Here is a 20,172-nt window from a genome sequence, read left to right as displayed (position 1 = left end):
GGGGTACTTCCTCGGTGCTGCCATGCTCCTCATCCTCCCGTGGATTCAGAGCCTCCACCAGACCCGGGGCGATTCACCCCAACGCTAGTTGCGCCACCCAAGGCGGCGAGCTTCCGAGTGTTCAACCTGGCGAACAGCCTGGGTATCTGAGAATACTGAGGTGGTAGTCGCCGCCCGACGCTCTCGCCTGGTGACCCTCATCCCTGGTCACCGACGAGCTTTTCTCCCAGTTCGGTGCGCCGGTAATGAACTTCACGTCCGGTGCGTGCGGAATGCACGAGCCCGGCGCCCTCGAGCACGGAGAGGTGCCCGCCGACGGTGCCGAGCGCATACCCGAGTTCAGCGTGCAGCTGGGAGGGAGTAGCCGGAAGGTCCAGTGCCAGCAGCACGGCGGCTCGCCCGGTGCCGAGAAGCTTCCCGAGCGCTTTCCCGGTACGCGGTGAGACGGCGGCGCGTGAGCCTCGTGCCCCGTACACGACGGCAACACCGACGGGACCGTCGCAAGTCCACCTACCTCTGATCTGCGTGGTCGGGACGAAAGAGAGGTGGGAGGAGACGGGAAAGGTGCGGTCGGTGCGGCGGGAGACGAGCAGCGCATCGGGATCCTCCCAGGCGACGTCGCGGGCGATACCGTCCACCGCCCCTGTCCAGCCGCTCGCGCCGATGAGCGCAGTGCGGAATGCGATCTCGCGACGCAGGATTCGTTGTCGGCGTGGCCAGTCCGCAGCGATCAGCTGATCCCACGCCGAGCCGAGTGCGGCCGCGATCCGACGTGGGAGGTCCGGTGCGGCGAGCCATGCCGTCTTCTGCGGGGTCCACGCAGCGTCGACCGAGTCCTCGATGGTGCTTACGGTGGCCTTCGGATCCCACGCGGCGATCTGGGCAAGCTCGTCCACGAGCCGTACTTCCCCAGATGCAGGCGGGGCGATACCAACGAGGTCCGGGAACCACTTGGTGTGCGCGATGAGTTCGGTGAAAGCGAAGTTGAGCGGGTCTGCGGTGCGCCAGCGGTGGAAGGCGACGAGGTCGAGCTCGTCGGCCCCAGATCGTGCGGAAGTCGACTGCGGACGAGTTGGCCGCGGACTTTCGAGAGCGTCCACTCCGCTGGCGAGGGCCCCGACCAGTTCTGCGAGCGGAGAGACGACGAACCGCGTGCGCGCAAGAGCGCCCGGCGTGAGCACGAACCGCATGAGCAGGTCCTTTCGTTTGACGCCGAAAGCCTATGGGTCAGTATGCGGGGAGCCCACGATGATGCGATGCCGCCACCATCAGCTTCTTCCCGTTCGCTACCCACGTCCCCATGGACCCCCGCCTTCACTCGCTTCTTCCTTGCCCAATGCCTCTCATGGCTGGGCAGCTCGATGACACCGGTCGCACTGAGCTTCGGGGTGCTTCGTGCGACAGGCTCCACCACCGACCTCGGCCTGGTCCTCGCAGCCCACACGATCCCGATGGTCGCGCTCCTGCTGGTGGGAGGAGTCGTGGCAGACAGAGTGCCTCGCCGGGCGCTGCTGTCCTTCACCCACCTGGTCGCGGGTCTCGCCCAGGCAGGCAGCGCAATGTGGTTCCTGGTGAGCGCCGATGCCCTTCCGCTTCTGCTCGCAGCGACTGCACTAAACGGCTTGGCGTCGGCATTCACTGCGCCGGCGCTCCGCGGCATCATCACTGACCTGGTGCCGCATGACGCGATCGGCCGCGCGAACGCTGTACGCATCACCTCACGGAACCTCACCCGGATGCTCGGCCCGGCTGCCGCGGGTCTCTTGGTCGCCGTGGCGAATGCTGGCTGGGCTCTCGCGATCGACGCGGCCTTCCTGCTTCTCGCCTCCGCCGTCCTCGCCACGATCCCGAATGCGGGCGCTGCCCGTCCGTCGACTCATGCTTCTGTTCGCCCTCACAGACTTCCGGTCGGCGCCGCTTTCGGCACCTTGGTGACCTATCTATGCGGCGGCTGGCGTGAGTTCACCAGTCATCGCTGGCTGTGGCTCGTGACCCTTGCGTTCACAGGGATGAACGTGCTGATCGGAGGGATCTGGCTGGTGCTCGGACCGGTCAGTGCAGAGGACACCATCGGTGCCGCCGGCTGGGGTTTCCTGCTTGCGGCGCGGGCGGGCGGCCAGGTGGGCGGCGGGGCGCTCGCCTACCGCTTCTCACCGAGTCGACCGATGGTCGCCGTCCTGTTGATGCCCATGCCGTACGCAGCGTTGTTCGCTGCTCTCGCCGCCGAAAGCGACATGCCACTGCTGCTGGTGCTCGCAGCACTGGCCGGGACCGGTTCTGCGGTCGAAAGCGTTCTCTGGGAGACAGCCCTGCAACAGCGAGTCGCCCGTGCGGCGCTCTCCCGCGTGGCTTCGATCGACATGCTCCTCAGCTTCGTTTCGGTACCGGTGGGCCAGCTCATCGCGCCCATGGCCGCAGCTCTGGTGGGCTTGCCATTCGCGCTCGCAATCGGTGCCGGTCTGTGCGTCGTGACTCTCCTAGCCCCGCTCATGTCGACCGAGGTTCGCGGCCTGCGCCGGGCTCCAGCCCCTACTTGAGGACCTCACGACGTCGCATCGTCGCGAGAATCCCAGTCTTGGTAGGAAATAGCAATCAGTCGTGCTGCCGCTCAGTGATAGGCGAGTACTGCCTCGGAAACTCGCAGGCGGCCTGAATCGGTGGCGCCGCAGCTCGCGTGCTCCGTCCTGGGATGAAGCTGAACCCATACATGCAGCAGCGTTGCTGTCAAAGCTGCTGTCAACGCCGGCTCGGAGACCTACCCCTAGAGGAAACTTCTCCGGTCTGACCTGCAGTGGGCCCGGAGGGGATCGAACCCTCGACCCGCGGATTAAAAGTCCGATGCTCTACCGACTGAGCTACAGGCCCGTGCCCGTCGCGCCGTCCGCAGGGCGCAGGGCGCGGGACGGGTGAACGGGCCACACCATCCTAGCCGCGTGCGCAGCGCCCCTCCCTGCCCGTCCACAGAGCCCCTCATACGCCTTCACAGAGCCCCTCATGCGCCCTCGATCGTGGCCCACCTCACATAGCGACGATGCGGAGCGCAGCCGAACACCGTCGGCGTCGAGCATCACTGCAGGTCATCTCGAAGCATCCGGAGCACGACAGGCCCGTCGGCCGGCGCTGTCGATCATCACGGTCGCGTTACGACACTCCGAGGATCCGCGGCGTCAAGAGGGGCGGCGCTGGGGTTTCGTCGGGCTTCTCGCTAGCGTTGTCGACCGCTATGGGCCATTCACCGAGAACGCTCGACGACCGCCTATCGATCCAGGAGAACAGCTCGACCCCCGACGACCTCGTCGTCACCTCCCCCGTCCCGAGCGACGGGGCCGCCATGTGGCGGATCGCCCGCGACAGCGGCACGCTCGACCTCAACTCGTCCTACGCCTATCTGCTGCTGGCGCGGGACTTCGCCTCCACCTCGCGGGTGGCGATCTCCGACGGCGAGGTCGTCGGGTTCGTGACCGGCTACCGCCGCCCGGAGGCGCCCGAGCGCCTGTTCATCTGGCAGGTCGCTGTGGACTCCGCCCAGCGCGGCCGACGGATCGCGGCCCGGATGCTCGACTCGCTGCTCGCCGATCTGGCGGACGCTCCGGCCGACGACCAGGCCAGCGCTCCTGCTGACCGCCCGAGCGGTGCACTGCCGCCCGTCGAGGTCCTCGAGACCACGATCTCCGAGGACAACACCGCCTCGAAGCGCCTGTTCGCCTCGCTCGCCGAGCGACGCGGCGCCCGCCACGAGGTGAACCCGCTGTTCACCGCCGCGGACTTCCCCGACGGCCACGAGGCCGAGCCCGTGCACGTCATCGACCGACTGAGACCCATGGCCTGACCTGCGCGTCGACCCTCGTCGCAGCACCCCGCCCCCACCCACGGCACCGCCTCAGCTCCACCGCACCGCCTCCGCACCACCCCTGCTCCGCCGGACTGCCCCTGCACGCACCGGTGCTCCTGCACGCCCCCGCCCGACCGATCGCCGACCGAAAGGACCCCTGCCGTGACCATCACTGCACCCTCGAAGCCCACCGCTGCCGCCGCCGTCGAGGACCCCACCGCCCTCGAGTCGCAGGTGCGCAGCTACTCCCGTTCCTGGCCGACGGAGTTCGCGACCGCCGTCGGCAGCACCATGACCGACGTCGACGGCAAGGAGTACCTCGACTTCTTCTCCGGCGCCGGCGCCCTGAACTACGGGCACAACCATCCCGAGCTGAAGAAGGTGCTGGTCGAGCACCTGCTCGAGGACCGGATCGTGCACGGCCTGGACATGTTCACCGACGTCCGCCGCGATTTCCTCGAGACCTTCCGCCGCAGCATCCTGGAGCCGCGCGGTCTCGACTACAAGGTCGTCTTCCCCGGTCCCGGCGGCGCGAACGCCGTGGAGGCCGCGCTGAAGCTGGCCCGCAAGGTCACCGGCCGCGAGTCGGTCGTGAACTTCACCAACGCCTTCCACGGGATGACCCTCGGTGCCCTGTCCGTCACCGGCAACTCGCTCAAGCGCGGCGGCGCCGGCGTCCCGCTCGTGCACGCCACCCCGATGCCGTACGACGACTACTTCGGCCAGGTCGTGCCCGACTTCATGTACCTCGAGCGCCTGCTCACCGATGCCGGCAGCGGGCTGAACAAGCCTGCCGCGGTGATCGTGGAAGCCGTGCAGGGCGAGGGCGGCATCAACGCCGCCCGCGCGGAGTGGCTGCGCGGTCTCTCCGAGCTGTGCACGAAGCACGGCATCCTGCTGATCGTCGACGATATCCAGATGGGATGCGGCCGCACCGGCGGCTTCTTCAGCTTCGAGGAGGCCGGGATCGTCCCCGACATGGTGACGCTGTCGAAGTCGATCAGCGGCTACGGCCTGCCCATGGCGATCACCCTGATCAAGCCCGAGCTGGACATCTGGGAGCCCGGGGAGCACAACGGCACCTTCCGCGGCATCGGCCCGGCCTTCGCGACCGCCACCAAGGCGATCGAGCTGTTCTGGAGCGACGACGAGCTGGAGAAGTCGACGGTCGCCAAGGGCGCCTACATCGAGTCCCGCTTCAACGCGATCGCCGCCCGCTACGACGGCGTCCATGAGCTCGTGGTCAAGGGCCGCGGCCTCGCGCGCGGCCTCGGCATGCCCTCCGGCGAGATCGCCGGCCGCGTCACCGCCCGCGCCTTCGAGCTCGGCGTGCTCGTGGAGACCTCCGGGCCCGACGACGAGGTCGTCAAGCTGCTGCCGGCGCTGACCATCACCGACGACGAGCTCACCCGCGGCCTCGACCTCATCGAGCAGGCCGTCGACGAGGCCCTCGCCGCCTGAGGCAGAGCCTGCTCGAGGCGGCACCCGCCGCCTCGCCCCTCTCACCCCGCTCCCGGCCGACGCCGCGTCGTCGGCCGCTCACCCACCGATCGGAAGGACCCGGCTCATGCTCGTGCGCACCCTGGACGAGATCACCGACACCGAGGCCGACGTCAAGTCGGAGAACTGGCGCTCCAAGCGCATCGTCCTGGCGAAGGAGGGCGTGGGCTTCTCCGTCCACGAGACCACCCTCTACGCCGGGACCGAGAGCGAGTTCTGGTACGCGAACCACATCGAGGCCGTGTTCATCACCCACGGCGAGGGCGAGATCGAGGACGTCGCCACCGGCGAGGTGCATCAGCTCGCCCCCGGCAGCCTCTACCTGCTCAACGATCACGACAAGCACATCGTGCGTCCCCGCACGGAGATCCGCTGCGTGTGCGTGTTCAACCCGCCGGTCACGGGCCGCGAGGTCCACGACGAGAACGGCGTGTACCCGCTGGTCACGGAGCCGGAGTCGGCTCCCGTCGCCTGATCGACGGATCCGCCGCGCCCGACGGGGCCGGCCCGCCCTCACCGGCGGGCCGGCCCCGTCGGCATGTCATCGGCTCATCACGCGGTCACGCAGCAGCGAGGTCACGCCCGCTTCCGGCCGACGAGCGAGAGGATCACGCCGATGACGAGGAACAGGCCGCCGACGATGCCGCCGAGGAGCGCCACCAGGACCCCGCCGGCCAGGCCGATGACGCCGATCGCGGAGACCGGCGGACCGATCGCGAAGGGCTCGCCGTCGCAGTCGACGGTGTACTCGCCGGCGTCCTCGGCCCGGAAGGAGCCGAAGGAGTCCCAGGAGTGCTCGTCGTCGGAGTAGTAGTAGTAGTGCGAGGAGTCGCTGGGGCCCACGCTGCCGTCCTCCGGTCCGACGGCGGTGCAGACCGGGGAGCGCGCGCCCGACTCCTTGTAGAGGACGATCAGATCGCCCTCCTCGGCGACGACGGTGCCGACGCCCTCGGCGTGCTCGACGATCGCACCTCCCTGGCGCGCGAGGCTCATGCTGGCGACGACGGCGATCGCCGCGCCGGCGCCCAGGCCGAGCACGACGACGACCACGCCGATGATCACGAGGATCTTCGGGCTGCCGGAGTTGTTGCGCAGGCCGGCGGGCTGCTGCGGCGGTCCGGCGGAGTACGGCGGGTGGGACGGCGGGAACGGGGTCTGCGGTGCGCTCATCGGGTCCTTCGTCGGGGTCGAGGCCGGGCCTCGGAGTCCCGCCAGGGTAGCGGCCCTCACGCTCCCGGGGCCGCGGACCCGGCCCACCGGGAGAGCTCGGCCGGGGACGTCGCGTGGTCGAGACCGCGCTGGATCGCGCCGACGACGGTGCCCTCCGGTCCGAAGCGGGCGTCCACGAGCGGGGGCGCCTGATCGCGCAGCGCCGTCATGAGCCCTTCGCGATAGCCGTCGCGGAGGGCGTCGTCGGCGAGCGAGCGCAGCTGCGGAGCGAGGCCGCCGAGGCTCACGAGCGCGGGGGCGTGGGCGTTGACGAGGCCGGCGAGGCCCTCTCCGAAGCGCCGGGCGATGGTGTCGAGGGCGCGGCGGTGCGCGGGGTCCGCTCCGCCGTCGGCGATCTCCTGGAGCGCCCGTTCGAGATGGTGCTCGCCGTCGCGCGGCTCGGCCTCCCCGGCGGCGCGGGCGAGGGCGAGGCCGTCGACCTCCCGGCCCCAGCAGCCGCGGGCGCCGCAGCGGCAGCGTCGCTCGCGGTCGCCGAAGGGCAGATGCCCGAACTCGCCGCCGCTGCTGGCGGCGCCGCGCACGGCATCGCCGCCCAGCAGCAGGGCCCCGCCGATGCCGTCGGCGAGGAGGACGTGCAGCACGAGCTCGTCGGTGCGAGCGTCACCCTGCCGGGCCTCGGCGATGCCCGCGAGGGTCGCGTCGTTATCCAGGAGCACCGGGAGCGCGGGATCGGCCTCCCCGGCGAGCGCGGCCTCGAGCGCGACCTCGAGCGGGGCGAGGGTGATGGTCTCCCAGCCGTCGTACTCGGAGACCTCGTGGATCCGCTCCCCCGCGATCACGCCGGCGACGCCGACGACGACGGCCCGGACGCGGCCGCCGGACCGCGCCTGCAGCGCTCGGACCTCGCGGCCGATCTCGGCGAGGACCTCCTCGGGACCGCGGCCGACGAAGGCGGCGCCGGCGACGGGTGTCGGGCGGGCGCGGACGTCGCCGGTCGCGAGGGTCCAGCGGGAGGAGCGCAGGTGGACGGCGGCGATGAGCGGGCCCTCCGGATGGGCGTCGAGCTGCATGCTCGGCCGTCCGGGTCCGGAGGCCGGCGCAGGGGCCTCGGAGACGAGCCGGGCTCGGCGCAGGCGCTCGACGAGGTCGCTGATGGTCCCGCTGGAGACGCCGAGCCGCTCTCGGGCCTCGCGCCGGGTGATCGAGGTCTCGGTGCGCAGCAGGCGCAGCAGCTCGGCGGCATTGCCCCAGCGCACGGCCTCGGTCATCGCCATCCGCGTCTACCTTCGTCGGGTCCGGCCCGTCTCGTCGGGTCCGGCCCGTCTCGTCGGGCCCTGCCCGTCGCGGTCGTCCGTCACGGCCCGTTGACCGCGTCCGCGCCATCCTAATAACTCGTCGAACGAGTTTATTGTGTCGTCGCTCGCCGAACCCCGGACGCGGACACCTTGGAACGGAGGACCCGAGCATGGACGCCGCCCCCTAGCAGATCACCCCGCAGCTCGCCGACCCCTCGGCCGCGCCGTCGGTCACGCCCTCACCCGCACCGGCCCCCGCACTGCCGACTGCGACAGCACCCGCGCCGTCGGCCGGCCTCCCGCCCACCGCCCGGCGCGGGCTGCTGGTCCTCGCCGCGAGCACCTTCCTCGCCGTGACCACGGAGGTCATGCCGATCGGGCTGCTGCCGCAGATCAGCACCGAGCTCGGCATCGCCGAGGGCCGCTCGGGGATGCTGGTGAGCCTCTACGCCTTCCTGGTCATGCTGCTCGCGGTGCCGCTGACGAGCGCGCTGCGCCGGGTGCCCGGCAAGCATCTGCTGGTCGCGACCGCCGCGGGATACACGCTGACCCGCATGCTGTTCGCCCTCGCCCCGGGCTTCGGGATGCTCGCCGTCGCGCGTGCGATCGGCGGCGCCACGCATGCCGTGTCCTTCTCCGTCTGCATCGGCTATTCGACCCGTCTGGTCGATCCTTCGCGCGCGGGGCGGGCGCTGGCGCTGGTCTCGGCGGGCTCGTCGGCGGGTCTGATCCTCGGCTCGCCGCTCGCGACGGCGCTCGGCAGCGCCGTCGGCGTGGGGCCGCTCGCGCTCGCCGCCGGCGGCGTGATGGCGGCGGCGCTGCTGCTGATCGTCCTCGGCCGATCCGCGTTCCGCCTCCGTCCCGCCTAGACTCCTCGCATGCCGGATCCGCTCGTCCTCGCCGCCGACCTCGAGACCGAGCTGGTCGAGAAGCGCTCGCGCTTCCTCACCCGGCTCCACCGCGTCGAGGACGTGGCGCAGGCGGACGCGCTGATCCGGGCCGCGCGCCGCGAGCATCCCGACGCCCGCCACCACTGCACGGCGATGGTGATCGACGAGCGCGGGGAGACGCCCCTCGTGCACCGCTCCAACGACGACGGCGAGCCCGCCGGCACCGCGGGCATGCCGATGCTGCAGTCCCTCATGCACGCCGACCTCACCGACACCCTCGCGATCGTGATCCGCTACTTCGGCGGCATCAAGCTGGGTGCGGGCGGTCTCGTGCGCGCGTACACCGCCGGGGTCGAGCAGGCCGTCGCCGCCGCCCATGCGGAGCGGGCGCTGCTGCGGCGCACCGTGCTCGCGGTCGCGCAGATGGAGGTGCCGCTCGCCGAGATCGGCGCGGCGGAGAACGCGGTGCGGATCTGGGCCGGTGCGCACGCCGCCGTCGTCGAGGAGACGCAGTACTCCTCGCGGCGGGCGACGCTCACGGTCCTGCTGGATCCGGCGGCCCTGCCCGAGCTGGAGGCCGACGTCGCCCGCTGGTCCTCCGGGCGCGTCGAGGTCCGGGCCGACGGACGCCGGACGGCCGACGTGCCGCTCGGCTGAGGAGGCCCCGACCGGACCCTGCCCGGACCCGCGCCGGTCGGCGCCGCCGGTCAGCGCCGGCCGTCGGCGTCGATGCCGGGCACGTCGAGATAGCCGTCGGGCACCATCGTCAGCGGGCTGCAGCTGCCTTCGGAGGCCTTCAGCAGCAGGGCCAGGACCTCGAGGGAGACCTCGCCGGCGAGCTCGGCGAGGTCGCCGGTCGCCTCCTCCGGCGCGATCGCGTGGACCCAGCGCCAGCCGGAGCCGGGGTCGTCGCGCAGGGCGACCGGATCGCGGGAGATCGCGAAGCCGACGCCCTCGGGCCGGATCATGTCGAGCACGGCCTCGAGCACGGCGCCGAGGTCGCCGCCGGTGACGGAGACCAGGCTGTCGCCGGAGCGCTGCCCGTCGGCGACCTCGATCGCGAACGTGCCGGTCAGGGCGATGTCATCCCATTCGAGGGGGTGGATCGCGGTGACCGCCCCGTCCTCGCCCCAGGCCGAGCAGAGCACCGTGGCGATCTTCCGGCTGCGCGCGAGGGCGGGCTGCAGGCCCGCCCGGCGCATCTGCACGTCGATCGCGAGGGAGCCCTCGAGGCGGCCGCGCTGGGCGACGACGCCCTCGGGCACCACGTTGGCGTTGTAGAGCAGGGAGTAGTAGGGGACGCGCAGCGCCTCCGCGAGGGCGGGATCCTCCTGGGGCCGGTGCACGAGCGGGCCGAAGTCCTCGCGCAGGCGCATGCCGAAGTCGTCGCGGAGGCGCCGCACCTGCTCGTCGAAGGTCGGGCTCTCCCGGGATGGGCCGTCCGCCGACGGCGCCACCTCACCCACGCTCCTGCCCGCCGCGGGTGGCGAGGCCGTAGACGCCCATGACGATGAGCGCCCCGATCACGGCCAGCAGGATCGTCCCCAGGCTCCAGGGATTGCTCATGATGCCGCTGATGCCGTCGCCGCCGAAGAGTCCGCCGATCAGCCCGCCGACGAGGGCGCCGATGACGCCGAGGCCGATGGTGGCGCCGAGGCCGAGCGCCTGCTTGCCGGGCATGATCGCGCGCGCGATCAGTCCGATGATGCCGCCGATGATGATCCACGAGATGATCGCCCAGAGGAGACCCATGATCCGTACCTCGATCCGCGAGTGCCGGCACGTGCGGGCCACGTGCGCTGCCACCCCCATTGTGCCCCCGATGTGCTGCGGATCACAGGGCGAGCGGCGGATCGGCGCGCCGGGGCCATCGCACGTGACCCTGCGGACAGCGCGGGACGAATGTCCTCGTCACCGGTGAACGCGCGATGAACTCGATGTCCGCCGTCTTCTCCTCGGCCCCGCGCGGGAGGATCCTGACGCCATGACCGGAGAACTCGTCATCCTGCTGCTGCTGATCGTCACAGCAGTCGCCTTCGACTTCACCAACGGCTTCCATGACACGGGGAACGCGATGGCGACGTCGATCGCGACCGGGGCGCTCAAGCCCAAGGTCGCGGTCGCGCTCTCCGCGGTCCTGAACCTCGTCGGAGGCTTCCTGTCCGTCGAGGTCGCGGTCACCGTGACCACCGCGGTCCTCAAGATCCAGGACACCGACACCGGGGCGCTGATCCCCGGGCTCGACGCGGAGACGGCGATGCTCATCATCTTCGCCGGGCTCGTCGGCGGCATCCTGTGGAACCTGCTGACCTGGCTGCTCGGCCTCCCCTCCTCCTCCTCGCACGCCCTCTTCGGCGGACTCCTCGGCGCGGGCCTCGCCGCCCTCGGCCTCTCCGGCATCAACTGGTCCGGCCTCACCGCGAAGGTCATCATCCCCGCCCTCCTCTCCCCCTTCATCGCCGGCCTCGTCGCCGCGATCGGCGTCTGGTTCGTCTTCCGCGTGACCCGCAACGTCCGCGAGGCCCGCCGCGAGCGCGGCTTCCGCTACGGCCAGATCGCCACCGCCTCCCTCGTCTCCCTCGCCCACGGCACCGGCGACGCCCAGAAGACGATGGGCGTGATCGCCCTGGGCCTCATCGCCCACGGCACCCTCACCGACCAGGAGATCCTCGACAACGGCCTGCCGGTCTGGATCATCGTGCTGTGCGCCGGCGCGATCGCGCTGGGCACCTACCTCGGCGGCTGGCGCATCATCCGCACCCTCGGCAAGGGCCTCGTGGAGCTCGACTCCCCGCAGGGGATGGCCGCGGAGGCCTCCTCGGCCGCGATCATCCTCACCTCGAGCCACCTGGGTATGGCGCTGTCCACGACCCACGTCGCGACCGGCTCGATCATCGGCTCCGGCGTCGGCCGGCCCGGCGCCCAGGTGCGCTGGGGCGTCGCCGGACGCATGGCCGCCGGCTGGCTGCTGACCCTGCCCGCGGCCGCCGTCGTCGGCGCCATCACCTACACGATCGGCCACCTCGTGGGCGGCGTCGGCGGCGCGATCCTCGTGTTCGCGATCCTGCTGGTCTCCGCCGGCGCGATCTACCGCCGCTCGCAGCAGCAGAAGGTCGACCACACCAACGTCAACGCGGACTGGGAGCCGGGCACCGTCCCCGGCGACGCCCCGGCCGCCGTCGGCGCCTCCGCCGGCGAGACCACCGCCGCCACCACCGGGAAGGACGCCTGAGCCATGGGCATCGACATCTCCTCCATCGCCACCAGCACCCTCAGCGTCATCGTCGTCGGCATCCTGCTCGGTGCCGGCCTGCCGCTGCTCTTCAGCCTCGGCATCGTCCTCCAGGACCGCGGCGCGGGCGGCGAGCACGCCGACGGCACCACCTCCGCGCCGGTCCCCGCGGCGACCTACGCCTCCTGGGCGATCTTCGCGATCGTCGGCCTGATCGTGCTGTACGGCCTGCTGTTCATCACCCAGGGCTCGATCAGCCACTACCTCGGCATCGAGCTGCCGCTCTGAGCGGGGGCCGAGCGATCATGACGAACCCCGTCGCCCGTGTCCTGGGCTGGCTGCGCGCCGGCTACCCCGAGGGCGTCCCGCCGCAGGACGTCACCCCCCTCCTCGTCCTGCTCACCCGCACGCTCGCACCGCACGAGGTCGAGGAGATCGTCGCCGCGCTCATCGCCGACCACCCCGACGGGGGGATCGGGACCGCCCAGGTCCGCGACCTCATCGAGGAGCGCAAGCACGCCCCCGTCACCCCCGCGGACGTCCGCCAGGTCGCCGCACGGCTCGCCGCCGCCGGCTGGCCGCTGAGCGACTCGCCCGAGGAGCCGGGTGAGGCCGACGGAGCCGCCGGAGCCGCGGGGGCCCGCCGCCCGGGCCCCCGGCTCGCGCCGGGAGCGCCTGCTCCCGAGAGCGCGGCCGACGGGCCGATCGTCGGCGAGCCGAGCGTCACGCCCGGCGGAGCGCCGCCCGCCGCGCCGCTCGTGGAACCGCTCGCCGAGCCGAACCCCGTGCAGCGGCTCCTCGCCTGGTTCTCCGTGGGATATCCCGAGGGCGTGCCCGCGACCGACCGCGTGCCGCTGCTGGCGCTGCTGCGCCGTCGGCTCACCGACGAGGAGGCCGCCGAGCTCGCGGACCGGCTCATCGACCGCGCCACCGCCCGCGACGCCGACGCGGTGGATCCCACGCACGCCGGCGTGCTCATCACGCGCTACACCGACGAGCTGCCCAGCGAGGACGACATGTCCCGCCTGGCCTCCCATCTCGCCGCCCGCGGCTGGCCGCTGCGCGCCGAGGGCTGACCATCCCCCGGGCCCCGGAGAGACCTCCTCGCGAGGACTCTCCGGGGCCTCCGAGCACCCGCCGCGGCGGACACCGCGCCCCGAGAACCCCTCAGACAGGGGACAATCGGGGCAGGACCGCCGCTGATCCCCTTCGACCCGCTCGACCGGCCTCCCCGTCCGGACGAGGCCGCACCACCGAGAACGGACCACGACTCCCCGTGTCAGATCCTGCGCCGCCCCTGCTCCCCGCACTCCTCGCGGGCGATCGCGCTCCGGCCCCCCGCACCCTGGTCGACATCTTCGAGCGCACCGTCGCCGCCCACGGCGACTCCCCCGCCCTCGACACCGGACTCGCCTCCCTCACCTACGCGGAGCTCCACGCCGCCGCCGACGAGGTCGCCGACCGGCTCGCCGCCCTCGGCGCCGGCCCCGGCGACAAGGTCGGCGTGCGCATCGCCTCCGGCACCACCGACCTGTACGTCGGCATCATCGGCATCCTCCTCGCCGGCTGCGCCTACGTCCCCGTCGACGCCGACGATCCCGACGAGCGCGCCCGCGTCGTCATGGAGGAGTCCGCGGCCGTCGCCGTGATCGGCGACGACCTCGCGATCACCCCGACCGACGTCGGCGCCGGCCGCCCCGCGCGGGAGCGCGAGCCCGTCACGACGGCCGACGACGCCTGGGTCATCTTCACCTCCGGCTCCACCGGCAAGCCCAAGGGCGTGGCCGTCTCCCACCGCAGCGCCGCCGCCTTCGTCGACGCCGAATCGCACATGTTCCTCCAGGAGGAGCCCATCGCCCCCGGCGACCGCGTCATGGCCGGGCTCTCCGTCGCCTTCGACGCGAGCTGCGAGGAGATGTGGCTGGCCTGGGCCTACGGCGCCTGCCTCGTGCCCGCGCCCCGCTCCCTCGTCCGCTCCGGCGTCGACGTCGGCCCCTGGCTGACCGCCAACGGCATCACCGTCGTCTCGACCGTCCCGACCCTCGTCTCGCTGTGGCCGAACTCCTCGCTCGAGAAGGTGCGCCTGCTCATCATGGGCGGCGAGGCCTGCCCGCCCGAGCTCGCCGCCCGCCTGCAGGCGCCCGGCCGCGAGGTCTGGAACACCTACGGGCCCACCGAGGCGACCGTCGTCGCCTGCGGGGCCGAGCTCGACGGCACCGCGCCCGTCCGCATCGGCCTCCCCCTCGAGGGCTGGGACCTCGCCGTCGTCGACGAGGCCGGCGTGCCCGTGCCCGTCGGCGGCACCGGCGAGCTGATCATCGGCGGCGTGGGCCTGGCCCGCTATCTCGACCCCGAGAAGGACGCCGAGAAGTACGCGCCCATGCCGACGCTCGGCTGGGAGCGCGCCTACCGCTCCGGCGACCGCGTGGTCAACGACCCCGACGGCCTCCTCTTCGCCGGCCGCGCCGACGACCAGATCAAGCTCGGCGGCCGCCGCATCGAGCTCGGCGAGGTCGACGACCAGATGCTGCGCCTGCCCGGAGTGGTCTCCGCCGCCGCGGCCGTGCGCTCCACCGCCTCCGGCAACCGCCTGCTCGTCGGCTACCTCACCGTCGACGACGCCTTCGACGCCGACGCCTCCCGCGCCCTGCTGCGCGAGCGCATGCCCGCCGCGCTCGTCCCCCGCCTCGCCGTCGTCGACGAGCTGCCCACCCGCACCTCCGGCAAGGTCGACCGCGACGCCCTGCCCTGGCCGCTGCCCCGCAGCTCCGGCGCCGACGGCTCCGACGGCTCCGCCCTCCAGGGCACCGCCGCCTGGATCGCCGAGATCTGGGCCGACGTGCTCGGCGCCCAGGTCACCTCCGGGCGCGAGGACTTCTTCGACCTCGGCGGCGGCTCCCTCACGGCCGCGCAGGTCGTCGGCCGCCTCCGCGAGCAGCATCCCGAGGTCGCCGTCGCCGACGTCTACACCCACTCGACGGTCGACGCGCTCGCCGCCGCCGTCGACGCGATGGCCGCGACCGGCGGCACCATCACCCGCAGCGACCGCGAGGTGCCGCCGCTGCCGCGCGGCTTCCAGCTCGCCCAGACGCTGCTCCTGCTGCCCCTGCGGACCCTCCGCGCGCTGCGGCCGATCGCCTGGCTGCTCGTCGGCTCGGCCCTCGTCCAGGGGGTCCTCTCCCCCGTCGTCGACCTGCCGTGGCTGCCGCAGGTGCCGCTGGTGGTCACGATCGTGCTCGCGGTGCTCGTGCTGCTGCCGCCGGTCCGGATGACCCTCGCCGCGCTCCTCGCCCGTCTGCTCCTGGCCGGCGTCCGCGAGGGCCGCTACCGGCGCGGAGGCGGCGTCCACCTGCGCCTCTGGATCGCCGAGCGGATGCAGGACGAGCTCGGCGCGACCGACCTCGCCGGCGCCCCCTGGATCCCCTACTACGCCCGCCTGCTGGGCGCCCGCCTCGGCAAGGACGTCGACCTCCACGCCCTCCCGCCCGTCACCGGCAAGCTCGACATCGGCAACGGCGCGAGCATCGAGCCCGAGGTCGACCTCGCCGGCACCTGGGTCGACGGCGACACCCTCCACATCGGCCGCATCCGGATCGGGAAGAACGCCCGCATCGGCGCCCGCAGCACCCTCGGCCCCGGCGCCCGCATCGGCAAGGGCGCGGAGATCGGCCCCGGCTCCGCCGTGCTCGGCACCGTGCCCGACGGCGAGTTCTGGTCCGGCTCCCCCGCCGCCCGGCGCGCCCGCGCCCGCGGCCCCTGGTCGACCGAGCATCCCGTGCGCGGCCGGATCTGGCTCACCGCCTACGCCGCCGTCGCGCTGCTCACCGCGGCCCTGCCCGGCCTCGGCGTGCTCGTCGGCGCCCTCGTCCTGATCCCCGCCGTCGACGGCGCCTCGACCCTCCCCGAGGCGCTGCGCGCCGCCCTGCCCCGGCTGCCGCTGGCCGCGCTCGCCGGCTATGCGGCGCTCGGTCTCGGCGTGCTCGTGCTCACGCGCCTGTTCGCGCTCGGCATCCGTCCCGGCCACCATCCCGTGCGCTCCCTCGCGGGCGTGCAGATCTGGGGCACGGTGCGCCTCCTCGACGAGGCCCGCACCTGGCTGTTCCCCCTGTACTCGGGGGCCCTCACGCCGATCTGGCTGCGCATGCTGGGCGCGAAGGTCGGCAAGGGCGTGGAGGCCTCCACGGTCCTGCTCATCCCCAGCCTCGTGCAGCTCGGCGACCACGCCTTCCTCGCCGACGACACCATGGTCGGCTCCTACGAGCTCGGCGGCGGCTGGATCCGCGTCGAGCGCGTGAAGGTGGGCCGACGCGCCTTCGTCGGCAACTCCGGCATGCTCGCCCCGGGCCGCAAGGTCCCCAAGAAGTCGCTGGTCGCCGTGCTGTCCGCCGCGCCCCGTCGCACCGCGGCGAAGGCCGGCAGCTCCTGGATGGGCAGCCCGCCGCAGAAGCTCCGCCGCACCGGCGGCGCCGAGGACGAGTCGCTCACCTACGCGCCCGCACGGCGCCTGCACGTGTACCGCGGGCTCGTGGAGACCTGCCGCGTCATCCCGCTGATCCTCGCGGTCGCCCTGCACATGGCGCTCGGCGCGGCCCTGCTGACGCTGCTGACGCTGCCCGCGCGTCTCGACGGGATCGCCGTCGAGGGCACCGTCGCGGGCCTGCTGGGCGTCGCCCTCGCCGTCGTCCTCGGCGGCGTCGTGCAGCTGGCCGCCTCGATCGTCGCCGCGCTGATCGCCGTGATCGCCAAGTGGACGATCGTCGGCCGCCACCGCCAGGGCGAGCACGGCCTGTGGACCTCCTTCGTGTGGCGCAACGAGCTCGCCGACACCTTCACCGAGGTGCTCGCCGCCCCCTGGTTCGCGGGGCCGACGACGGGCTCCCCCGCCCTCGTCTGGTGGCTGCGCGCGATGGGCGCGCACATCGGCCGCGGCGTCTGGTGCGAGTCGTACTGGCTGCCCGAGACCGACCTCGTCACCCTCGGCGCCGGCGCGACCGTCAACCGCGGCTGCGTGGTGCAGACCCATCTGTTCCATGACCGGGTCCTGAGCATGGACGACGTCACCCTCGAGGCGGGTGCGACCCTGGGGCCGGGCAGCGTGATCCTGCCCGCCGCCCGCATCGATCGCCATGCTGTCATCGGACCCGTGTCCCTCATCATGCGCGGAGAGCGGGTCCCCGCCGGCACCCGCTGGACGGGCAACCCCATCGGTCCCTGGGAGGACGACGCATGAGCTCGCGCAGCACCGGACGACGCCGCGGCACCGATCCCTACGTGCCCGGCCACGGCGACGCCTCGTACCGGGTGCTGCACTACGACCTCGACATCGTCTACAAGGTCGACACCAACCGCCTGGACGCCGAGGCGACCCTCCGCTGCGAGGGCCTCGCCGACGCCTCGTCGCTGCAGCTGGACCTGCACGAGCTCACCGCGAGCCGCGTGAAGGTCGACGGGCGCTCGACGAAGCACGCGCAGGAGGGCGACACCCTCACGGTGAAGCACCGCGTGCAGGAGGGGCGCGAGTTCACGGTGCACGTGAAGTACGCCGGGAAGCCGCGCCCCGTGCCCTCCAAGGTGCTCGGCACCGCGGGCTGGGAGGAGCTCGAGGACGGAGTCATCGTCGCGGCCCAGCCGCACGGCGCCCCCTCGTGGTTCCCCTGCAACGACCGTCCCGACGACAAGGCGACGTACACGATGCGCTGCGCCGCGCCGCCGGACTACTGGGTCGCGATGGCCGGGGAGCTCGAGGGCCGACGGCGGCGCGGCGCCGTCACCGCCTGGTCCTACCGCCAGGACGTCCCCATGCCCACCTACCTCGCCACCGTGCAGATCGGGCGGTACACGCCCTTCGAGCACGGCGGCGCCCATGTGCCCGTGCGGACCCTCGCCCCCTCGGGCGTGGGCGCGCGGGACCTCGCCCCGACCTTCGGGCGCCAGGGCGAGATGCTGTCGTTCTTCGCCGGGCTCTTCGGCCCCTACCCCTTCGCCTCGTACACCGCCGTGATCACCGAGGACGACCTCGAGATCCCGCTCGAGTCCCAGGGCCTGTCGACCTTCGGCCGGAACTTCGTGAACGCGGACTGGGAGTCGGAGCGCCTCGTCGCGCACGAGCTCTCCCACCAGTGGTTCGGCAACGCCGTGACCCTCGCCCGCTGGCAGGACATCTGGCTGCACGAGGGCTTCGCCTGCTACTGCGAATGGCTGTGGGCGGAGCATGCGGGCCGCTCGACCGTCGCCGCGGAGGCCGCGACCGCCCGCCGCGGCCTCGCCGCGGGGAAGAAGGACCTGACCCTCGCGGACCCCGGTCCCCGGCTCATGTTCGACGACGCCGTCTACAAGCGCGGCGCCCTGACGGTGCATGCGCTGCGCGCCCGCCTCGGCGACGAGCGCTTCTTCCCGATGGTCGCCTCCTGGCTCGCCGAGCACGCCGGCGGCTCCGTCACCTCGGAGATGTTCGAGGCCCACGCCCAGGCGGCCGCCGGCGACGACGACCTCTCCGACCTGTTCACCGCCTGGCTGCGCAAGACCTCGCTGCCGCGCCTGCCGGTCATGAAGAAGGCCCGCGGATCCGGGGCGGCGTCGGCCCCCTCGCCGGAGACGGCTCCCGCGGCGCCGGACGCATCGGATGCATCGGATGCATCGGACACGCCGGATGCACCAGGGGCCCTCGACGGCTCCGTCGGCTCGGGCTCGGCGGATGCGGCAGGGACGGCGGACGAGCAGGGCGAGGTCCCCGCGGCCTCGCGCCGCGGGGTGCTGCGGAGCCTGTTCAACTGGGGCTGAGCGGTCCCGTCGGCCGCATCGCGAGCGCGGCGACGACGCCGGCGGGGGCCGGGATGTCCAGCACCCGATGATCCGCGATCCGGATCTCGGGCATCGGGGTGCGCAGCCCTGTGCCGAGCAGCTTGAGGATCGCCTCCTTCCGCGTCCAGGCGCGGGCCTGGTCGAGGGCCGTCGCCGCCGCCTCGCTCGGGTGCAGGACGAGGGAGGGATCCCAGCGGTCGGCGACCGCGCGGATCCCCTCGACGTCCGCCCCGATCTCCCCGCCGATCCGCACGGCCGTGAGCAGGTGCGATCCGGCGCGGGACACGCTCACCCCGATCGTCCCGGCATGCCCGGCGACGCGCGCCCAGGGGCGTCCATGGGCGGAGGAGCCGCAGGAGGGGCAGAGCCTGCCGACGCGGATCGCGGAGGTGTCGAGCGCGCGATCGCCCGCGGCCGCGCCCACGCTCACGCCCGCGCCCGCGCCCGCGAGGAGAAGCGCGACCCGATGGCGCAGGGCGTCGTCGGCGTCGGTCTCGACCGGATGCCAGGCCCAGGTCGCCCCGTCGGCCGTTCCGTCGATCATCCCGTCGACCGTGCCGTCGGCGGGTCCGACGATCGTTCCGCCGGCCGGGCCCTCGGGGGTTCTGCTCATGCACCCCAGTATCCGGGTGGCCCTTCCCTATGCTGGATGCCGATTATCCGCGAGACGCCGGGGGACGTCATGGCGCTCGCGGTGCCGCACGACGGACGGAGCACCCCATGACCGACGACACGACGAGGCCCGGACCGGGGCGCGCACCGGGCAGTCCCTCCCAGCCCGCGCGCCGACCGGCGCTGGCGACCTTCCGCCACCAGCCCGACATCATCGCCGGTCCCGAGGCCATGGTGCTCGACCTGGTGCTGGGAGAGCCCCGGTCGACGCTGGCCACGCGGATCGACGAGCTCGAGGACGACGGCGATCTCGGGGCCCTGCTGCCCGACCTGGCCGAGCCCGCACGGGAGGATGCCGAGCGCTTCGTCGACGGCCTGATCCGCGAGTACCGGCGCATGGTCCCCGCGAAGTCCGCCGACGCGATCGCCCTCGAGCAGGCGCAGGAGCGGATCGTCGGTCGCGGCGTCGCGGTGGTCTTCGGTCCGCCGGCCTTCGACGCGGGCGAGGGCGCCCAGTACGGGTACGAGGCCGCCCGCGCGCTGCCAGGTGCCGTCGGCTACTGCTACAGCCATGTGCAGGACATCTGCCGCCTCGCGGTCGGCGGGCCGCTGCTCATCGGCTTCTCCGGCATGACCGCGGGACTCGGCGAGGAGGCCGCCGGAGTGGCGCGCATCGTCGTCGAGGAGCTCGCGAACGCGGGCTTCGCCGCGGGCTGGAGCGGCGATCCGCGCTCGCGGATCGAGGTCTCCGGCCTCGTGTGGGAGGTCCCTGCGGTCGCCCAGCCGCGCAGCATCCTCTCGCGCCTGTTCCCGCGCGGCCGCTGACCGGCGGACCGCCCG

General features: G+C 72.8%; 18 protein-coding genes and 1 tRNA gene. 12 read left to right on the top strand and 7 right to left on the bottom strand.

Features of this window, described 5'->3' with window-relative positions:
* Positions 1-197: 197 nt before the first annotated feature.
* On the bottom strand, positions 198-1,190 hold the full coding sequence (locus ACXET9_RS10800; RefSeq protein ID WP_457886587.1) for an ArsR/SmtB family transcription factor: 993 nt from the start codon (positions 1,188-1,190) through the stop codon (positions 198-200).
* Positions 1,191-1,232: 42 nt separating this feature from the next.
* Here ACXET9_RS10800 and ACXET9_RS10795 point away from each other — a divergent pair, with 42 nt between their 5' ends.
* Complete coding sequence (locus ACXET9_RS10795) at positions 1,233-2,537, top strand: MFS transporter (RefSeq protein WP_457886586.1); 1,305 nt, start codon at positions 1,233-1,235, stop codon at positions 2,535-2,537.
* 255 nt (positions 2,538-2,792) lie between these two features.
* Here the strand turns inward: ACXET9_RS10795 and ACXET9_RS10790 are convergent.
* Positions 2,793-2,865 (bottom strand) — tRNA-Lys (locus ACXET9_RS10790).
* A 358-nt stretch (positions 2,866-3,223) separates the two neighbouring features.
* On the opposite strand from ACXET9_RS10790, the gene ectA reads away from it, so the two are divergent.
* From ectA to ACXET9_RS10775, 3 genes are all read left to right on the top strand, one after another.
* On the top strand, positions 3,224-3,829 hold the full coding sequence (gene ectA, locus ACXET9_RS10785) for a diaminobutyrate acetyltransferase (RefSeq protein ID WP_457886585.1): 606 nt from the start codon (positions 3,224-3,226) through the stop codon (positions 3,827-3,829).
* Positions 3,830-3,994: 165 nt separating this feature from the next.
* On the top strand, positions 3,995-5,293 hold the full coding sequence (gene ectB / locus ACXET9_RS10780; protein ID WP_457886584.1) for a diaminobutyrate--2-oxoglutarate transaminase: 1,299 nt from the start codon (positions 3,995-3,997) through the stop codon (positions 5,291-5,293).
* A 106-nt stretch (positions 5,294-5,399) separates the two neighbouring features.
* On the top strand, positions 5,400-5,807 hold the full coding sequence (locus ACXET9_RS10775; RefSeq protein ID WP_457886583.1) for an ectoine synthase: 408 nt from the start codon (positions 5,400-5,402) through the stop codon (positions 5,805-5,807).
* 101 nt (positions 5,808-5,908) lie between these two features.
* On the opposite strand, the gene ACXET9_RS10770 is transcribed toward ACXET9_RS10775, so the two are convergent.
* Positions 5,909-6,502: a hypothetical protein gene (locus tag ACXET9_RS10770; protein WP_457886582.1), complete on the bottom strand. Its 594-nt coding sequence runs from the start codon at positions 6,500-6,502 to the stop codon at positions 5,909-5,911.
* A gap of 56 nt (positions 6,503-6,558) precedes the next feature.
* A complete protein-coding gene (locus ACXET9_RS10765) occupies positions 6,559-7,776 on the bottom strand; it encodes an ROK family transcriptional regulator (RefSeq protein ID WP_457886581.1) in 1,218 nt (405 codons plus the stop codon).
* A 212-nt stretch (positions 7,777-7,988) separates the two neighbouring features.
* On the opposite strand from ACXET9_RS10765, the gene ACXET9_RS10760 reads away from it, so the two are divergent.
* Both ACXET9_RS10760 and ACXET9_RS10755 read left to right on the top strand, forming a co-directional pair.
* Complete coding sequence (locus ACXET9_RS10760) at positions 7,989-8,666, top strand: MFS transporter (RefSeq protein ID WP_457886596.1); 678 nt, start codon at positions 7,989-7,991, stop codon at positions 8,664-8,666.
* Positions 8,667-8,675: 9 nt separating this feature from the next.
* Positions 8,676-9,344, top strand: coding sequence for an IMPACT family protein (locus ACXET9_RS10755; protein WP_457886580.1), 669 nt, complete (start codon positions 8,676-8,678; stop codon positions 9,342-9,344).
* Positions 9,345-9,394: 50 nt separating this feature from the next.
* Here the strand turns inward: ACXET9_RS10755 and ACXET9_RS10750 are convergent, their stop codons facing one another.
* Entirely contained in the window at positions 9,395-10,153 is a 759-nt protein-coding gene (locus tag ACXET9_RS10750) for a hypothetical protein (RefSeq protein ID WP_457886579.1), read from the bottom strand.
* Complete coding sequence (locus ACXET9_RS10745; protein ID WP_457886578.1) at positions 10,146-10,439, bottom strand: GlsB/YeaQ/YmgE family stress response membrane protein; 294 nt, start codon at positions 10,437-10,439, stop codon at positions 10,146-10,148. The genes ACXET9_RS10750 and ACXET9_RS10745 overlap by 8 nt, the downstream gene beginning before the upstream one ends.
* Before the next feature lie 232 nt (positions 10,440-10,671).
* Between ACXET9_RS10745 and ACXET9_RS10740 the strand changes: the two genes are divergently transcribed.
* The 5 genes from ACXET9_RS10740 (at position 10,672) to ACXET9_RS10720 (ending at position 18,699) form a co-directional block, all read left to right on the top strand.
* Positions 10,672-11,919 (top strand): anion permease, encoded by a 1,248-nt coding sequence (locus ACXET9_RS10740; RefSeq protein ID WP_457886577.1) that lies wholly within the window; start codon positions 10,672-10,674, stop codon positions 11,917-11,919.
* Between the two features lie 3 nt (positions 11,920-11,922).
* The gene (locus tag ACXET9_RS10735; RefSeq protein WP_457886576.1) at positions 11,923-12,207 is read left to right on the top strand and encodes a hypothetical protein; all 285 of its coding nucleotides are present in this window, start codon (positions 11,923-11,925) and stop codon (positions 12,205-12,207) included.
* A gap of 17 nt (positions 12,208-12,224) precedes the next feature.
* Positions 12,225-12,995: a DUF3349 domain-containing protein gene (locus ACXET9_RS10730; protein WP_457886575.1), complete on the top strand. Its 771-nt coding sequence runs from the start codon at positions 12,225-12,227 to the stop codon at positions 12,993-12,995.
* Between the two features lie 200 nt (positions 12,996-13,195).
* On the top strand, positions 13,196-17,149 hold the full coding sequence (locus ACXET9_RS10725; protein ID WP_457886574.1) for a Pls/PosA family non-ribosomal peptide synthetase: 3,954 nt from the start codon (positions 13,196-13,198) through the stop codon (positions 17,147-17,149).
* Positions 17,146-18,699, top strand: coding sequence for a M1 family metallopeptidase (locus ACXET9_RS10720; protein WP_457886573.1), 1,554 nt, complete (start codon positions 17,146-17,148; stop codon positions 18,697-18,699). The genes ACXET9_RS10725 and ACXET9_RS10720 overlap by 4 nt, the downstream gene beginning before the upstream one ends.
* Here ACXET9_RS10720 and ACXET9_RS10715 read toward each other — a convergent pair.
* Positions 18,686-19,333 carry a 4'-phosphopantetheinyl transferase family protein gene (locus ACXET9_RS10715; protein ID WP_457886572.1) on the bottom strand — a complete coding sequence of 216 codons (648 nt, stop codon included), beginning with the start codon at positions 19,331-19,333 and terminating at the stop codon, positions 18,686-18,688. The genes ACXET9_RS10720 and ACXET9_RS10715 overlap by 14 nt on opposite strands.
* Positions 19,334-19,440: 107 nt before the next feature.
* Between ACXET9_RS10715 and ACXET9_RS10710 the strand changes: the two genes are divergently transcribed.
* Positions 19,441-20,157, top strand: coding sequence for a DUF6891 domain-containing protein (locus ACXET9_RS10710; protein ID WP_457886571.1), 717 nt, complete (start codon positions 19,441-19,443; stop codon positions 20,155-20,157).
* Positions 20,158-20,172 lie beyond the last annotated feature (15 nt).

It is taken from the genome of Brachybacterium netajii (SeqCode), assembly GCF_054114245.1.
Note: the sequence above shows the minus strand (reverse complement) of the source record. Positions and strands in the feature narration are given on the sequence as shown.

Bases quoted from the DNA above. Each gene is read 5' to 3' on its own strand.
- ACXET9_RS10800 (WP_457886587.1), bottom strand. From the start codon at position 1,190: ATGCGGTTCGTGCTCACGCCGGGCGCTCTTGCGCGCACGCGGTTCGTC.
- ACXET9_RS10795 (WP_457886586.1), top strand. From the start codon at position 1,233: ATGCGGGGAGCCCACGATGATGCGATGCCGCCACCATCAGCTTCTTCC.
- ectA (WP_457886585.1), top strand. From the start codon at position 3,224: ATGGGCCATTCACCGAGAACGCTCGACGACCGCCTATCGATCCAGGAG.
- ACXET9_RS10775 (WP_457886583.1), top strand. From the start codon at position 5,400: ATGCTCGTGCGCACCCTGGACGAGATCACCGACACCGAGGCCGACGTC.
- ACXET9_RS10770 (WP_457886582.1), bottom strand. From the start codon at position 6,502: ATGAGCGCACCGCAGACCCCGTTCCCGCCGTCCCACCCGCCGTACTCC.
- ACXET9_RS10765 (WP_457886581.1), bottom strand. From the start codon at position 7,776: ATGGCGATGACCGAGGCCGTGCGCTGGGGCAATGCCGCCGAGCTGCTG.
- ACXET9_RS10755 (WP_457886580.1), top strand. From the start codon at position 8,676: ATGCCGGATCCGCTCGTCCTCGCCGCCGACCTCGAGACCGAGCTGGTC.
- ACXET9_RS10745 (WP_457886578.1), bottom strand. From the start codon at position 10,439: ATGGGTCTCCTCTGGGCGATCATCTCGTGGATCATCATCGGCGGCATC.
- ACXET9_RS10740 (WP_457886577.1), top strand. From the start codon at position 10,672: ATGACCGGAGAACTCGTCATCCTGCTGCTGCTGATCGTCACAGCAGTC.
- ACXET9_RS10735 (WP_457886576.1), top strand. From the start codon at position 11,923: ATGGGCATCGACATCTCCTCCATCGCCACCAGCACCCTCAGCGTCATC.
- ACXET9_RS10730 (WP_457886575.1), top strand. From the start codon at position 12,225: ATGACGAACCCCGTCGCCCGTGTCCTGGGCTGGCTGCGCGCCGGCTAC.
- ACXET9_RS10720 (WP_457886573.1), top strand. From the start codon at position 17,146: ATGAGCTCGCGCAGCACCGGACGACGCCGCGGCACCGATCCCTACGTG.
- ACXET9_RS10715 (WP_457886572.1), bottom strand. From the start codon at position 19,333: ATGAGCAGAACCCCCGAGGGCCCGGCCGGCGGAACGATCGTCGGACCC.
- ACXET9_RS10710 (WP_457886571.1), top strand. From the start codon at position 19,441: ATGACCGACGACACGACGAGGCCCGGACCGGGGCGCGCACCGGGCAGT.